We start from the raw sequence: 14,273 nt of genomic DNA, 5'->3' as shown, positions 1-14,273 counted from the left end.
AGTGATGCCGCTTCGCCGCGGAACATCGGGATATCGAACCGTGACCGTTGCGTTGTTCGCGGCCGGGCTGTCGACGTTCATCTCGATGTACGCGGCACAGGCGTTGCTGCCTGCGTTCGCCGAAGACTTCCACGTCTCGCCTGCGGTGTCTGCGCTGTCCGTCTCGGCGACGACGGGCATGTTGGCGTTGGCAATCATTCCGGCCAGTGCGCTCTCCGAGCGGTTCGGTCGCACACGGGTGATGATCGCGTCGGCGTCGGCGTCCTGTGTGATCGGTTTGTTTCTGCCGCTGAGTCCGACGATCGAGGTTCTGCTGGTCGGACGCGCAGCACAAGGATTAGCTCTGGCCGGTGTCCCGGCGGTGGCGATGGCCTATCTGGCCGAGGAGGTCGATCGGAAGGACCTCGGTGCAGCGATGGGAAGGTACGTCGCCGGCACGACGATCGGTGGGCTGATCGGACGGCTCGTGCCGTCGGCCGTCGTCGATTTCAGTACGTGGCGTTGGGCGCTGTTGACTGCGTCCGCGCTGTCGGCATTGTTCGCGCTCAACATGATCCGGCGGCTTCCCGCGTCGAAGTTCTTTCGCCCGCAACCGATATCGGTGCGCACGATCGCGTCGAATCTACGACGCCACCTTGCGAACCCGTCGCTGCGAACACTCTTCGCTTTGGGATTCATCCTGATGGGCGGCTTCGTGTCGATTTACAACTTCCTCGGGTTTCGGCTCACGGCAGCACCTTTCGGCCTTCCTGAAGCGCTTGTGGGCCTGGTGTTCCTTTTCTACCTTGCCGGAACTTTCACCTCGGCGGTAGCCGGCGGGGCCTCTGACCGACTGGGTAGGCGCAGCGTGCTGCTCGGGTCGGTTGTCGTCATCGGTATCGGCCTGGCACTGACCGTTCCGGACAATCTGGCGTTGACGCTCGTGGGGATGCTGCTCTTCACCGGAGGATTCTTCGCCGCACATTCGGTGGCCAGCGGTTGGGTGGGGCTGATCGCTACCGATCACCGGGCCGAGGCGTCGGCGTTGTATCTGTTTGCCTACTACGCGGGTTCGTCCGTGGCGGGCGCCCTCGCGGGTCTTGCATACGCGGGTGGCGGTTGGGTCGGGGTCAGTGCTTTTGTGGGCGCGCTGCTGTTGGTTGCGTTTGCCTTGTCACTGAGGATGTTTCGATCTTCGACGGTTGACTGAACCGAGCACTGCGGCGATCCCGAACGGGATCGCCGCAGTGCGAATCTGTCGAGCGAATTACTTCTTGCCGCCGCCGAGGAGGCCGCCGAGCAGGTCTCCGAGGCCGCCGCCCCCGGATCCGCCCAAGATACCGCCGAGTGCTCCGCCGATGCCGCCGCCGGAATTGCCGCCGCCGCCGAGAATTCCGCCGAGGAGGTCCCCGAGTCCGCCGCCACCGGAGGCCTGAGTCTGCGCGCCGGCACCGCCACCGGTGAACTGCTTGGCGAGGTAGGCCAGGACGATGGGAGCGAGGATCGGCAGCAACTGCTTCACCAGATCGTTTCCACCGCCGCCACCGACACCGCCCAGTGCGCTGGCGACCTGATCGGTGTTGCCGCCGAAGATGTTCGAGACGATCTTCTGACCGTCAGCGGTGTCGACTTTGCTGATGTCGACGCCGTCGTCGAGAAGGCTGGTGTCGGCGTGAGACTGCAACGCGCTTTCCAGCGAGGCTGCGCCGGCGGGATCCTGCGCGTTGGCGCCGAGGCCACCGACGAGGGTCGGAAGTGCAGTCTTGACCGCCGATTCGGCAGTTGCCTGGTCGACGCCGAGTTGCTGCGCGATCTGGTCGATGGGGATCTGGGATAGAAGGTCGTCAAGCGATGCCATTGATGCCCTGCCTCTTCTGGGGTACTACTCGTCAGTACCCGGCTGTTGCAGACACTAGTGAATGTCGGCGTCGACGGTAACCCTCCGGTTGCCGAGCGGTCAGGCTCGGGTCTTCTCGCGGGGGACCAGGCACGCTAGGAGAGCGAGAATCAGTCCGCCGGCCGTCAGAATGAATCCTGTCTGATTTGTCAGGATCGTGGAGTAGTTTTCCCTGATGACATTGTCGAACTGATCGTTCACGCGGTAGTAGAACGTGCCAAGAGTCCCCAATCCCACGATAATTCCGATCCATGCTGCGATGCGAGAACCGAACAATGCGGCGATCAGAATCAATACGGCGGCGGCGAGCAGAAGTATCGCCATCGACCGGTAGAAGGTCACGGACTGATCGCCGAGTTGCTCGATTGCCCACCCGGCCGGAAAGCCGTCCCGCAGGTCCTCGAGGCGAACGTTGTCGGGTTTGACCCCGGCCAGTACGTACATGAACGAGCCGACGGCAACGGCGATTCCACAAATGAGCAGAACGAGATGAACTAACGTGCGCATGCCAGTCTCCCTGTGTTCGGAGTTCGGTGACGCGGTCGTCGCCGAGCCTAGCTGTGTCGCGGGTGTCAAGCTCGGTATCGAGCGTGCAGAATCGTCTCCATGCCCGACAACATGCGTCGACTCGAAGAGATCTCGCTGTCGCTGCCGGAAGCGGAGCGCGTCGACATCGAAGCGTGGGACGGCCACCCGACGTTCCGGGTCCGCGGCAAGAACTTCGTGTTCTGCAACGTCGAAGCCACCTCCTTGACCGTCAAGCTGAGCAAGGAGGAAGCCGAAGCGGTGGTGGCCACCGAACCAGGCGCAAGTGCTGCGGGCTATGGACTCGGTCGACACGGGTGGGTTGCACTCGACATCGGCACCGACGTTTCCGAGGAGAAATGGTCGCAACTGGAGGAGTGGATCTACACCTCGTTCACCCTCGTTGCGCCGAAGCGGCTTGCCCGGATCGTTCTCGATGCGGATGAGGAACGCCCGTAACGGATAGATTCGTCAGTACAGACGCCGACTAGACGAGGAATTGTCATGACGACACCGGAAACTTCACCGGCCACCGCAAAACCGGGCATGCCGCCGTGGGCGAAGAAGGCCATCGGGATCGCAGTGATGGCGGTGGTCCTGGTCATCGCTTACTTCATCCTTGCCGCCTTCCTTCCGCGTTGGTGGGCGCAGCGCATTGCGTCGTTGGCGAACGGCAGTTTCAGCGCCGGAATCGCGTGGGGGCTGCTGTTCGGTCTCGTGTGCACCCTGGTCCCGCTCATCTTCTTCCGGGCGGTCTGGCAGGTGCGCAAGCGCAAGCATGCTCGAATCATGCAGATCACGGCTCTCGCGTTGGGTGTGATCTTCGCGCTGCCGAATCTGCTCTCTCTGACAGTTGTTCTCGGCAACAACAACGCTGCGCATGCGGGCGAGCGGATCCTCGACGTCGACGGCCCCGGATTCCGCGGAGCATCCGTTGTCGGTGCCGTCCTGGGCGTTGCGTTGTTCCTTGGACTTGTCGCGCTCGGCTACATGTACAAAAAGCGTGGAAAGGATCTCGACAAGATGCGCGGTGAGCTCAAGCAGCACGAGCCGCAGAGCAAGGGCGAGGCTCCGGCTCCGGAAATCTGAGTCAGCTCTTCGACCGAGTACTCAGGCCGACACCGACTCCGACGGTTCCCGCCGCCACCAGTCCGGCGAGCGGGACAGCCCAGTGTCCGGCAAATGTGCAGGCGAGAACCAGGATTGCACTCACCGGTAGAACGGCCTGCTCGATCCTGTCGCGCTTGAAGTGGCGTGAATGCATGAGCCACACGAAGATCAGGAACATCGCGGCCGGAATCGTGACCGCGGCAGATGCTGCGAACGTCGAAATGTGCGCTTCGCCAACTGCTTCCTCGACGGCTACTTCGATGCCGGCGCCGATGGCCGCAGCGGATCCGAATACGAAGTAGTGCCCGTATCCCCACAACAGGACGGCGCGATTGCCTTGGTCTGCGAGGTACTCGTGGATCGGGACGGCGAAGTAGATCCACAACGCGGAGAACACGATCAGAACTCCGCCGACGGCAATCGGAATCAGTAGATCGGCGGCGTCGAAATCCCGGATGCCGGATTGGACCGCGATGGTCGCGGCAGCGATGGTTTCGCCGAGCATGATGATGGTGAAGAGGCCGTAGCGTTCGGCGATGTGATGCGGGTGCCACGGCGTCTGGTGGTTGCGTTCGGCGATCGCCGGCACCGCGAGTTCGGCGATCATGAGAACGAAGAAGCCCGGAATCCACGCCGACGCCGGCATCAGAAGCAGCACGATCCAGCCGGCCTGGACGATCACGAGCCCGGCGGCATATTGCAGAGCAGTCGTTCGCGCTGCACCGGATTCACCGCTGGCGGCTCGAAGCCATTGGCAGGTGAGCGCAATTCGCATGATGAGGTAGCCGACGATGGCCGTCGTACGGTCGGTTCCGTCGAATGCGTCGGGGATTCCGGCGGCGAAGACGAGCACGCCACAAATCTGTACGAAGGTCGCGACCCGGTAGGGGACGTCGTCCGTGTCGTAGGCAGACGCGAACCAGGTGAAGTTCACCCACGCCCACCACAGCGCGAAGAAGACGAACATATAGCCGGCGATGCCGTCGGCGTAGTGGCCCTCGGCGACAGCATGCACCAGTTGAACTCCGGCCTGTGCGGCTGCAACCACGAAACACAGGTCGAAGAACAGTTCGAGTGGCGTCGATGCTCGATGGTCCTCGTCGCGGCTGCGTGCGCGCATCCGGATGATCGGCATTACGGCCCGGCCGTGGCCCGCGCCTGTACTGGTGTGTTCTGTCATCGTCCCCACCTTGCTCCGACGTCTAGTGCAGGAGCGCAGTCTAGGGCGAATTCCGTCGGGTCGACGAATGAGACATTTCGCCCCTCACCACACGAGAACGGGTTTGATGACGCGCCCCGACGCTTGATCTTCGACGGCTTTGTTGATGTCGGAGAAGGCGTAGCGCGTCACCAAGCGGTCGATCGGAAACCGGCCACCAGTGAAGAGTTCGACGAGTTCGGGGATGAACGTCGAGACTTCCGACTCTCCTTCGATGCATCCTCGAATTGTCTTTCCGCTCAGCATGATGTCGGCCATGTTCATCTCGACCGTGGACGCTCCGAGTCCGACTACCGCCAGTGTTCCCCGTGCTCGAAGTGATGTGACGGCTTGATTGATCACGGAGCCGATTCCGGTGGTGTCGAGGGAATGTGTCGAACCTCCGTCGGTGGCGGCGCGTACTGCTTCGACCGCGTCCTCGGTGGTCGGATCGACAGTGACGGCGCCGAATTCCTCGGCGAGTGCGCGCCGCTGCGCAACGGGGTCCACGGCGACCAGGGTGGAAACGCCGGCAGCCCTCGCTGCCAGTAGCGCTGCGAGTCCGACGCTGCCGGCTCCGAAGACGACAAACGTCGAGTCGGGCTCGGGGCGAAGTAGATTCAGCACGGCACCCGCGCCGGTTTGAAATCCGCAGCCGAGGGGAGCCGCGACGGTCAGGTCCACTGCAGGATCGACGACGACGGTGTTGTCGGCAGTGGCGATGACGTATTCCGCGAAGCTGGACTGGCCGAAGAATGCGGACCGTATCGGAGTTCCGCTTCGCCGGACCGGCGTCGAGCCGTCGGTGCGTGCGCCAGAGCTGTTGAGCCCGTGTGAGCTTTCGCAGTACGCCCGATGGCCGCTGAGACACTGCCTGCACACACCGCAACTGCGGTAGCTCAGCAACACGTGATCACCGGGCGCAATGCTGTCGATCGACGAGCCGACGGCCTCGACCACCCCCGCCCCTTCGTGCCCGAACACGCAGGGGCCGAGCCTTTCCGGTAGCACCGACTTCGTGAACAGATCTGTGTGGCACAGGCCGGTAGCGACGATGCGAACCAGGATCTCGTCTGCGCGGGGTTCGTCGATTTCAACGGTGTCGAGTGTGAAGGGGGAGTGCGGGCCGTGTGAGAGCGCCGCTGTCATCTGCATGGAGGATCTCGAATTCTGTTCGGCGCGAATCACGCTCGCTCGAGCAGGAAGTAGTAGTGCTGCCCACCGTCGAGAACCAGCGCCGACTTTCCGTTCATGATGCCCATCAGTGTCGAGTCGTCGACCTTCTTGAAGTGGTCGAAGATCGGCGCACCGTCGTAGACCATCGTTGCCGTGACTTCGCCACGAAACTCGATGTTCCACAGGCTTGCTTCGCCATTGCCGCCCTTGACGTCGGAATAGAGGTTGCCGTCTTCGTCTCGGCAGATCAACGGCTTGGCGTCCTCGACCGAGTTGAAGGTCTTGCCGTACCAACGGCTCGCGAACAGCTTTTCGTGAAGCCGGTGACCGGTGGCGAAGTCGTCACCCTTCCACTCGCCGAGGATTTCTTCGGCGGCGACGGTTTCCAGCGCGGCCCACACTTCGTCGAGTTCTGCTGGTGATACACCACTTTCCGCAGCACGGAGCCGGGCGAAAGCAGTTCGGGCTTCGTCGAGATTCATGTCTCTCCTCGAGTCGACGGTAAGTGGCACGACTTGTTCGCGAACCAAATTGTTCGTCAACTCTGCACGCTACGCCGAACCGGATGGTTCGGCAACGGTCGATTCGTTCTAGGCTGTGAACATGCGCTCAGCAGGGGAAGCTACGAGGGACCGCATTCTGGCGGCCGCAAAGGACGAATTTGCCACGTACGGGCTGGCCGGCGCGCGGATCAATCGGATCGCCGCGCAAGCGCGTGCCAGCAAAGACCGTCTCTATGCGTACTTCGCAAGCAAGGAAGAGTTGTTCGCTGCCGTGACCGAACAGTGGACGTCCGAAACAACCACGGAGACAGCACTTCGAGGTGACGACTTGCCGGGCTATGCAGGTCGCCTCTTCGACAACTACGTTGCCCATCCCGAGAACGCCCGATTGCAGCAATGGGCGGATCTCGAAGCGCCGGACGTCATGAGCGAGGACGACATACGAAGCAAGACCTTCCGGCCTAAAGTTGCGGAAATCCGCAAGGGGCAGCTCGAGGGACACATCGACCCCGCGTGGAATCCCACGGAGTTGATCCTGCTGATCACGGATATCGCCCGGATGCTCGCGCTCAAGTCGTCTCGTTCCATCCCTCGACGTCGGGAGGCGGCAGTCGAGGCGGTTCGGCGTTTGATTGTGGCGTAGCGAGTCCAAACGCGAACGTCCACGCCCGTCGCTGTGTGGTTGCCCGGATTTACGGATTTCTCAGTAACGGTGCGTACGTTGGGCGTCGGCTCGTTGACGCCCTCGGGATGTTGACGTGCCGCCAAAACTTTTGTCGTCGACTGTTCAGATGCTGGTGAGCAAAAGGATCGCGGCCGGCCACCCTGACTGAATATCGTCGACGCCGAGCGTGTTCCTTCGGTGCGCGCACCTGTTCAGCATCTGGAGTGGACCCGTGTCGAAGTGGCCGTGCATATGAAGATCTCGAAGAAGGTAGCGCTGGTCGTTGTGGCTGCTTGCGCCCTGACGTTGGGATCGGCGCAAGTCGGAACCGCCCGCGCGGATGCGCCGGTCAAGGTCAGCGTGGCCGGTCATGTGGTGAGCGCCGGGCACTTCGAGCAGGTGCGGCGCCCCAACCGGTGTGTGAAGGCCGGGACGGGGAAGTCGAAACCGAGCGAGCAGAAGTCCACGAATCGCAGTGGGCGTCGAGGCAGCGGGGGATGCTTCTGACAGTGATTGCGAAGTTCCGCAATCAGCCGTCGCAAATCTGTAACACGTTCTAATCTTGCGGTATGGACGTGACTTACGAAGGGACCAAACGCGAAGTCGCTACCGACAGGGGGACTTTGCGCTATCACGAGGCGGGCGATGGTCCGCCGTTGATCCTGTTGCACGGCTCCGGGATCGGCGTGAGTGGATGGCGGAATTACCGGGGGAACCTCGAGGTGTTCGCAAAGCACTTCCACTGCTACCTCCTGGAGTTCCCGGGTTTCGGCGTGAGCGATGCCGTCGACGGTCATCCAGTTCTCACGGCAACCTCGGCGGTGGTTCGATTCATGGATGCGCTGGGAATCGAATCCGCTGCGATGATCGGCAATTCGATGGGCGGAGTTGTCGGGGTCAACGTCGCGATGAGGTTCCCTGACCGCGTCCGCAGATTGGTCACCATCGGAGGCGTGGGCCCGAACATCTTCAGTCAGAACCCGAGCGAAGGTACGCGTCTCCTCCAGGAATTCGCCGACGCTCCCAGCCGTGAGAAGTTGGTTCGCTGGCTCGAGTGCATGGTTTACGACAGATCCGTGATCACCGAGGAGCGGATCGAGGAACGATGGCAAACGGCCAACGATCCGGCCTCGCACCAGGCATTGACCGCGATGTACGGATCCAAAGCCTTTGCCGCTCAGCAGCAGATGATGTCCAACTCGGATGTGCCGCCGTACTGGTCGATGATGCACAAGGTGCAATGCCCGACCTTGCTGACATGGGGGCTCGATGATCGGCAGTGTCCACCGGACATGCCGATGATTCCGATGCGACTGATTCCGAATGCCGAACTGCATGTATTTCCGAACTGCGGGCACTGGGTGATGATCGAAGCCAAGGAGGCATTCGAGCGCGTGACCCTCGAGTTCCTGCTTCGATGACCTGCTGTTGCATTCATGTGGCACGAATCGATGTGGCACGAATGCACAAGACCCGGCGCCTCTGAATGAGGCGCCGGGTCTGTGTTTGTGCCCCCAGTAGGACTCGAACCTACGACCTGCGGATTAAAAGTCCGTAGCTCTACCAACTGAGCTATAGGGGCGCGGCGCAGAGTCTAACGGGACCGCAGAGTCCGTGAAAACACCACCCCCACCAGAAGGGCGATTCCGATGACGGCGATGGTCCCGCCCGTGCGATGCAGACCCGCGTCGTCGATGGTTCCGCGCATGGTCAGCTCGATGACGACGGCCGCAAGGTTGGCGCCGATGTACTGGATTGTTCGGTAAAGGCCGATCGCGGTCCCGACGTCGGCGGAGGTGGTCACCGAGTTGATCAGGTTCTGGTTTCCCATGTTGTTGAAGCCGTTGGGGATGCCCAGGATCGCCGCTATCAGCAGGAGTGCCACTAGGGGAGTCGAACTCGATTCGACAAAGGCAATCAGAATCCCGCCGACAGCCAACGCGGCGGTGCCGATCAGGAGGGTGATCCGTGCGCCGAATTTCCCGTACACCCTGGACGCGGACATGGTCGCGAAGATCCCGACCGCAGCGACGGGCAGCATGAAGAGCCCGGCGCTGATCGGTGACATTCCGCGGGCTACCTGTAGCCACTGGGGGAGTCCGAAGAAGATGCAGTAGAACGCTGTGTAAGTCAGCAGGGTCCGGCCGAGAGTCATGCTCAGTGCGCGGTTTCGGACGACGGCGCGGACGTCGATGAACGCCGAGGCCGTTCGACGTTCCCACCAGACGAACAGGAACGCGAAGAGGGCCGTCGACGGGACGAGGTACCACTTCGCGTGCTCGGCGAGAGAGAGGAGAAAGAGCATCGTCGATGTCGTCAGAGCCAGAAACAGGGTGATACCGAGTGGGTCGAGAGACTTGAACAACGCAGCGGCGCCGGCCCGGTCGGGCAGGGCGGAGTCGCTAGGGGCGGCGAAGAAGACCCATACGGCAGTGACGACGACAAGTGGGAGGTTCACCCACATGATCGATTGCCAACCGAGTGTGCCGACCAACAACCCGCCGAGAGTGGGCCCCAGCGCGACGACCGATTGAGCGCAAATGGTGAGTGTTGCTATAGCTGAACGGGTTTGAGTCCGGTGGCGGTCAGCGTATTCGCGGATGACGGTCATTGCGTTCGGATACTGTGTCGCCGTGCCGATTCCGAGCAGGATTCGTGCGGCGATCAGCCAGCCCAGCGACGGGGCGAGCGAGCCGAGGATCGATCCGGCAGCGATCAGGCCCAATCCGGCGAGGTAGACGCGTTTGGCGCCGAAGATCGATCCGAGTCGACCAGCCGCCGGCGCCGTGACCGCAGTCGCGATGTAGAGGGCCGAGATGACCCACGCTGTGCCTGAACTGGAACCGAAGTATGTGGCGATCGGGACGATTGCCACGGCAATCATCGACGAGTTCAGCGCTTGAAGAACGGTTCCGGAGCCGAGAGCAAGACTCAGTTTCAGTGGAACGGGAGTTTGGGGGGTCGGCGTTTCGACGACGGGGGTCACGAGTTCATCAGTGACTCCTCTGATATCGATGTCGATGCTGGGGACTCGCCCTGGCCTAGTCTGCGCAGGATTCGGCCGGCGATCAGAAGCAAGTCACGCTCGGCTTCGGTGCACTCGGCGTCGATGACCTCAGCCAGCCACTCTGTTCGTTTCGTTCGGTCTTCGTGAAGGGTCGATGTGCCGAGTTCGGTCATCGTGACCAAGACCGCGCGGCCGTCCGATGGATCCGCCCTTCGCGTCACCATGCCCTGTTCTTCGAGCGCGGCCACGGTCTTTGCGATTGATTGCGGTGTGACGCGCTCGAATTTTGCCAACTCTTTGGCGGTCGACGGACCTTGTCGGTCGAGGTGGCCGAGGGCCTGGATCTGGCTCGGCGTGAGCTTGTGGTCGTTGCGTTTGGTGCGTAGACGTCGGACGAAGGCACCCAGATCGTCCCAAAGTACGTCGATCTCGTCTCGAGCCTTGCTGCGACCCTCTCCAACGTTCATTTAGACAGTCTAACTGTGTTGTTTCGATGCTGCCAGCACGGTTTCGACGGAAAAGGGGGAATAAACAATTGCACTAGTTGTTTAAAACCTTGGGACTGCTGTCCATCGGTCGGCGAAGCAGTTCCGTCTGCGAGGTCGAATTATCAGAATCTCGGGCACGAAAAAGCTCGGATGCGCACCCCCTGCGGCGCACCCGAGCGGCCAAAACCATACCACTTGGTGTCTTTTGGGCATAAAGTCGGTTCTTGTCCCCTGAACAGCCGATTGCGTCTAGTACTTTTGGCGGGTATGGCTCTAGTCCTTACGTAGGGTGTGTTGGAGGGGATATTGTGAAGTTTCGGGGGATGACAGGCGCCGATCACGGCGGCTCTGCGTACCAACTCTGCGAGAGGCACAACACCGTAAATGGCACGTCAACAAGAGCGTGCGCGGCGTACCCGCGCCGCCCTGGTCGAAGCGGCTGCAGTCGAATTCGCCAAGCGCGGCTATGCAGCTGCGTCGGTGAACACGATCCTCGAGGGCTCCCGCGCCACCAAAGGCGCCATGTATTTCCATTTCCAGTCCAAGGAAGAGTTGGCGCGAGCGGTTCTGACCTCGGCTATCGAAACCTTCACTGGAATTACTGATCGTTGGGCCAAGAGAACAGACCTCGATCCATTCGTCGCTTTGCACGGTCTCGTGCTCGACATTGCCGAGGTCTTCCGTGCCGAGGTGATCGTGCAGGCGGAATTCCGGCTGATCATCGAGCCCGAGTTCTACAAGGATGTGCAGTCCGGTGGTGGGCAGGTCTGGGGAAAGACCGCCTATGAGTTGGCATTGCGTGCCAAGGACGACGGTTTGCTCCGAGAAGACGCCGACCCGGACAAATTCACGCGTGTACTGGCAGCGAGCCTTGCCGGCCAGCGGTACATGGCAGACCTGATTGCCTCCAGTGGAGATCTGGGCGAGTGGTTCGAGGAGTCTCTCGAAGTAGTCCTCGAAGCCATGGCTACGCCGCAGTGGTTGGAGACGTTCCATCGTGACGGGTGGCCCCAAGTCGAGTTCCCTGGCACTGAATAGTGCACTTTTCTGCCCGTGAACAGGCGATTTGTGATTTCCGAATGCCGTGCCATAAGCTATCCAAGCTCCCAACGGAACGCCGTTGGGGTACTAGTTCGGAGAGATCCGGCGGGCCCCCTTCGTCTAGCGGCCTAGGACGCCGCCCTTTCAAGGCGGTAGCGCGGGTTCGAATCCCGTAGGGGGTACGTTTTGCGAAAGCGAAACGATGCAGTATGGTTTGACCCGCACGACACGCTTTGAGATGCACAAATGCCAGGCCAGGACAGTGGTTTGGGAGCGGCTCGAAGATGTAGTACGGTTTCACAGCAAGGAAAAAGCAAGGCCCTGTGGCGCAGTTGGTTAGCGCGCCGCCCTGTCACGGCGGAGGTCGCGGGTTCGAGTCCCGTCAGGGTCGCAAAGCTTTGTTCTCAATCAATCGGTTGAGAACAAAGCAATGCGATAGGCATTCGGTTCGGGTGCCGTCCGGCCAGGTAGCTCAGTTGGTACGAGCGTCCGCCTGAAAAGCGGAAGGTCGCCGGTTCGATCCCGGCCCTGGCCACCATAATTCTTATCGACAAGCTCCAATCTCATGTTCTTCGAACATAAGGTTGGAGCTTTTTCGTATTCGGATGTCAGTCGCCGTCAACCACTCGGCCCGATCATCTCAGTTATGCGCATCCTTTGTCTCCGTGAATGTTTCCGGTCACCGGGAACGTGCTGGGCGTCACTCCACAGAGGACATCACTATTAGCCGATTGCGGCCGATCCGTGGCTGCGTCTACTGAAAGTGAGGTGGAATCTCCGTGTCGCACTCGAGATCTTGGCGCATCGGGAAAGTCAGCCGGGTCGCCGTCGCATTGTTCGGCACCGGGGTTCTGTTGGTGGGCTGCGCGAGCAGCAATGACGACAGCGGGACCGATACGACGACCGCGTCGGCGGACATCGTGACCGGCATGGTCAACGAGCAGCCCGATCCGGGAACTGCGGTGGCCGGCGGGACCATGACGTACGGCGTACAGGTGCTCGTTCCCTCACTCGACCCGACGAAGACGGCCGCGCGCGGCGGTTCCGGCGGTGAGGCCTTCGCTGCTGTGTACGACGTCCTGATGAGTTACAACACTGCGAGCGGCGAGTTCGCGCCCAAGTTGGCTGAATCGCTCGAGACAGCTGACGACGGAGCCACCTGGACGCTGGAACTTCGCGACGGTGTGAAGTTCAGTGACGGCACCACCCTCGACGCCAACGCCGTGATCGCGAGCATCGATCGGTACAACGCGGGCAAGGGCAATGGCGCCGAACTGTGGCTGGCTTCGGTGGAATCGGCGCAGGCAAGCAGTCCGACGACGGTGGAATTCAAGCTGAAGACGCCGTGGATGCGTTTTCCGTCGATGCTCGCTCTCGGGCACGGGATGATCGTCGCCCCGAGTTCGCAGCAGGGCGACAAGTTCACCGCCGTCGGAGCCGGACCCTTCACCGAAGATGTCTTCACACCGAGCGTCGAGCGAATCTTCAAGGCCAACCCGTCCTACTACGGCGGCGCTCCCAAGCTGGACAAGTTGCGGATGGTTGCGCTCAACGGCCCGCAGGCCAATTTCGAATCATTGAACAGCGGTCAGCTCGATGTCGCCTACATTCGCGGCCTCACGTCGGCGATCAATTCTGCCAAGTCCGCTGGTTACCCCGGCTACATCGACGTGCTCAATGCCGGCAGCGCCGAGATCGTCAACAACCGTGAGGGCCGACCGGGCTCGGATGTTCGCGTTCGCCAGGCCATCGGCTACGCGCTGGACACCACGTTGATCGATCAGCGAGTGGAAAACGGTGAGGGACTGCCGGGCTCGGAGTTGTTCGGTCCGACGTCTCAATGGCATGTAGACACACCGGGTATTGCCTACGACCCCGAAAAGGCGAAGGAACTTCTGAATCAGGCAAAGGCAGACGGGTACGACGGCAGCCTCGACTACGTCGTTCTCAGTGAGCCGAAGGACCACGCGATCGGCCTCGCCGTGCAGTCACTGTTGCAGGCCGTCGGGTTCGAGGTGAACTTGATCTTGGCCAACAACGCCGGCGACATCGTGCAGAACGTCTACGTCAAGCACGATTTCGACCTCGCGCACGCGGGCATCGGAATGTACGAGTCGATTCTCGATCTCGGATTGTTCTCCACGACCAACAGCACCTCGATGGCGAATACTGCTGGATATGCGAACCCGGCGATGGATCAGCTGATCGCAGATCTACAACAGGCCAAGGACAATTCGTCGACTCTTGCGATCATCGGCAAAATTCAGACGCTGTGGAACGAGACGGTTCCGTCGGCGCCGATCGGCGGGCTCACGTCGTTCTGGGCTTGGCAGAAGAACGTGCACGGTGTGGTTCCGACTGCAACCGGCATCATGCTGTTCGATCAGGCATGGATGGGCGCGACGTAGCGTACCAGCGCACACCGAGAGCTCCGTCCGACGCGAGTCGGGCGGGGCTCTTTCGTGTCTACGTCGGCTAGCGTTGCGCAACCCTTTCGATCAGGATGATTGTATTGAAATATGTTGTAGGTCAATATGATTCGACAAGCGTGATTTGACTTGCCCAGCGTGGCCCGCATAGATTGCATCCACCATCCAGAGTGGCTGAGAGACCTGGCTCGATGATGCCGCAGCAACCCGCTACCTAACCGCAGTGTGGGTGCTACCGCCAGGACCGATGGAGGAC

General features: G+C 61.3%; 15 protein-coding genes, 4 tRNA genes and 1 riboswitch. Of the genes, 11 read left to right on the top strand and 8 right to left on the bottom strand.

All coding sequences use genetic code 11. The annotated features are described in order from the left end of the window. Positions 1 to 4: 4 nt before the first annotated feature. Positions 5 to 1,189: an MFS transporter gene (locus tag BH682_RS23350; RefSeq protein WP_166502994.1), complete on the top strand. Its 1,185-nt coding sequence runs from the start codon at positions 5 to 7 to the stop codon at positions 1,187 to 1,189. Between the two features lie 57 nt (positions 1,190 to 1,246). On the opposite strand, the gene BH682_RS23345 is transcribed toward BH682_RS23350, so the two are convergent. Both BH682_RS23345 and BH682_RS23340 read right to left on the bottom strand, forming a co-directional pair. Then, positions 1,247 to 1,837 carry a DUF937 domain-containing protein gene (locus tag BH682_RS23345; RefSeq protein WP_003940105.1) on the bottom strand — a complete coding sequence of 197 codons (591 nt, stop codon included), beginning with the start codon at positions 1,835 to 1,837 and terminating at the stop codon, positions 1,247 to 1,249. Positions 1,838 to 1,936: 99 nt separating this feature from the next. Further along, entirely contained in the window at positions 1,937 to 2,383 is a 447-nt protein-coding gene (locus BH682_RS23340; RefSeq protein ID WP_003939955.1) for a hypothetical protein, read from the bottom strand. Between the two features lie 99 nt (positions 2,384 to 2,482). Between BH682_RS23340 and BH682_RS23335 the strand changes: the two genes are divergently transcribed. Both BH682_RS23335 and BH682_RS23330 read left to right on the top strand, forming a co-directional pair. Beyond that, a complete protein-coding gene (locus BH682_RS23335; RefSeq protein WP_007733864.1) occupies positions 2,483 to 2,860 on the top strand; it encodes an MmcQ/YjbR family DNA-binding protein in 378 nt (125 codons plus the stop codon). A 45-nt stretch (positions 2,861 to 2,905) separates the two neighbouring features. Continuing rightward, positions 2,906 to 3,490 (top strand): hypothetical protein, encoded by a 585-nt coding sequence (locus BH682_RS23330; protein WP_003940111.1) that lies wholly within the window; start codon positions 2,906 to 2,908, stop codon positions 3,488 to 3,490. A gap of 1 nt (position 3,491) precedes the next feature. Here BH682_RS23330 and BH682_RS23325 read toward each other — a convergent pair whose 3' ends face one another. From BH682_RS23325 to BH682_RS23315, 3 genes are all read right to left on the bottom strand, one after another. After that, entirely contained in the window at positions 3,492 to 4,691 is a 1,200-nt protein-coding gene (locus tag BH682_RS23325; protein ID WP_075834255.1) for a low temperature requirement protein A, read from the bottom strand. 84 nt (positions 4,692 to 4,775) lie between these two features. Continuing rightward, positions 4,776 to 5,864, bottom strand: a complete 1,089-nt coding sequence (locus tag BH682_RS23320; protein WP_054188965.1) for an NAD(P)-dependent alcohol dehydrogenase — start codon at positions 5,862 to 5,864, stop codon at positions 4,776 to 4,778. 29 nt (positions 5,865 to 5,893) lie between these two features. Continuing rightward, positions 5,894 to 6,367 carry a DUF4334 domain-containing protein gene (locus tag BH682_RS23315; RefSeq protein ID WP_047271067.1) on the bottom strand — a complete coding sequence of 158 codons (474 nt, stop codon included), beginning with the start codon at positions 6,365 to 6,367 and terminating at the stop codon, positions 5,894 to 5,896. A 121-nt stretch (positions 6,368 to 6,488) separates the two neighbouring features. Here BH682_RS23315 and BH682_RS23310 point away from each other — a divergent pair, with 121 nt between their 5' ends. From BH682_RS23310 to BH682_RS23300, 3 genes are all read left to right on the top strand, one after another. Continuing rightward, positions 6,489 to 7,031 carry a TetR/AcrR family transcriptional regulator gene (locus BH682_RS23310; protein WP_075834253.1) on the top strand — a complete coding sequence of 181 codons (543 nt, stop codon included), beginning with the start codon at positions 6,489 to 6,491 and terminating at the stop codon, positions 7,029 to 7,031. A 219-nt stretch (positions 7,032 to 7,250) separates the two neighbouring features. Continuing rightward, on the top strand, positions 7,251 to 7,559 hold the full coding sequence (locus BH682_RS23305; protein ID WP_136470805.1) for a hypothetical protein: 309 nt from the start codon (positions 7,251 to 7,253) through the stop codon (positions 7,557 to 7,559). 62 nt (positions 7,560 to 7,621) lie between these two features. Continuing rightward, positions 7,622 to 8,473: an alpha/beta fold hydrolase gene (locus BH682_RS23300; protein ID WP_030535259.1), complete on the top strand. Its 852-nt coding sequence runs from the start codon at positions 7,622 to 7,624 to the stop codon at positions 8,471 to 8,473. Between the two features lie 88 nt (positions 8,474 to 8,561). Here the strand turns inward: BH682_RS23300 and BH682_RS23295 are convergent. From BH682_RS23295 to BH682_RS23285, 3 genes are all read right to left on the bottom strand, one after another. Further along, positions 8,562 to 8,634: transfer RNA gene (locus BH682_RS23295), tRNA-Lys, on the bottom strand. Between the two features lie 12 nt (positions 8,635 to 8,646). After that, positions 8,647 to 10,038, bottom strand: a complete 1,392-nt coding sequence (locus BH682_RS23290; protein WP_075834251.1) for an MFS transporter — start codon at positions 10,036 to 10,038, stop codon at positions 8,647 to 8,649. Further along, entirely contained in the window at positions 10,035 to 10,526 is a 492-nt protein-coding gene (locus BH682_RS23285; protein WP_007733882.1) for a MarR family winged helix-turn-helix transcriptional regulator, read from the bottom strand. Before BH682_RS23285 ends, BH682_RS23290 begins: the two co-directional genes overlap by 4 nt. Before the next feature lie 405 nt (positions 10,527 to 10,931). Between BH682_RS23285 and BH682_RS23280 the strand changes: the two genes are divergently transcribed. The 5 genes from BH682_RS23280 (at position 10,932) to BH682_RS23260 (ending at position 13,996) form a co-directional block, all read left to right on the top strand. Beyond that, positions 10,932 to 11,585 (top strand): TetR/AcrR family transcriptional regulator, encoded by a 654-nt coding sequence (locus BH682_RS23280; protein ID WP_075834249.1) that lies wholly within the window; start codon positions 10,932 to 10,934, stop codon positions 11,583 to 11,585. Between the two features lie 112 nt (positions 11,586 to 11,697). Beyond that, positions 11,698 to 11,770 (top strand) — tRNA-Glu (locus BH682_RS23275). Between the two features lie 135 nt (positions 11,771 to 11,905). Then, positions 11,906 to 11,979 (top strand) — tRNA-Asp (locus BH682_RS23270). A gap of 70 nt (positions 11,980 to 12,049) precedes the next feature. Beyond that, positions 12,050 to 12,126 (top strand) — tRNA-Phe (locus BH682_RS23265). A gap of 241 nt (positions 12,127 to 12,367) precedes the next feature. Next, positions 12,368 to 13,996, top strand: coding sequence for an ABC transporter substrate-binding protein (locus BH682_RS23260; RefSeq protein WP_075834247.1), 1,629 nt, complete (start codon positions 12,368 to 12,370; stop codon positions 13,994 to 13,996). A gap of 179 nt (positions 13,997 to 14,175) precedes the next feature. Then, positions 14,176 to 14,271: riboswitch (SAM riboswitch) on the top strand. Positions 14,272 to 14,273 lie beyond the last annotated feature (2 nt).

Source organism: Rhodococcus sp. YL-1 (assembly GCF_001942025.1).
GTDB classification, from domain to species: domain Bacteria; phylum Actinomycetota; class Actinomycetes; order Mycobacteriales; family Mycobacteriaceae; genus Rhodococcus_F; species Rhodococcus_F qingshengii.
The sequence above is the reverse complement of the archived record's forward strand: the minus strand, read 5'-3'. Positions and strand labels throughout refer to the sequence as shown.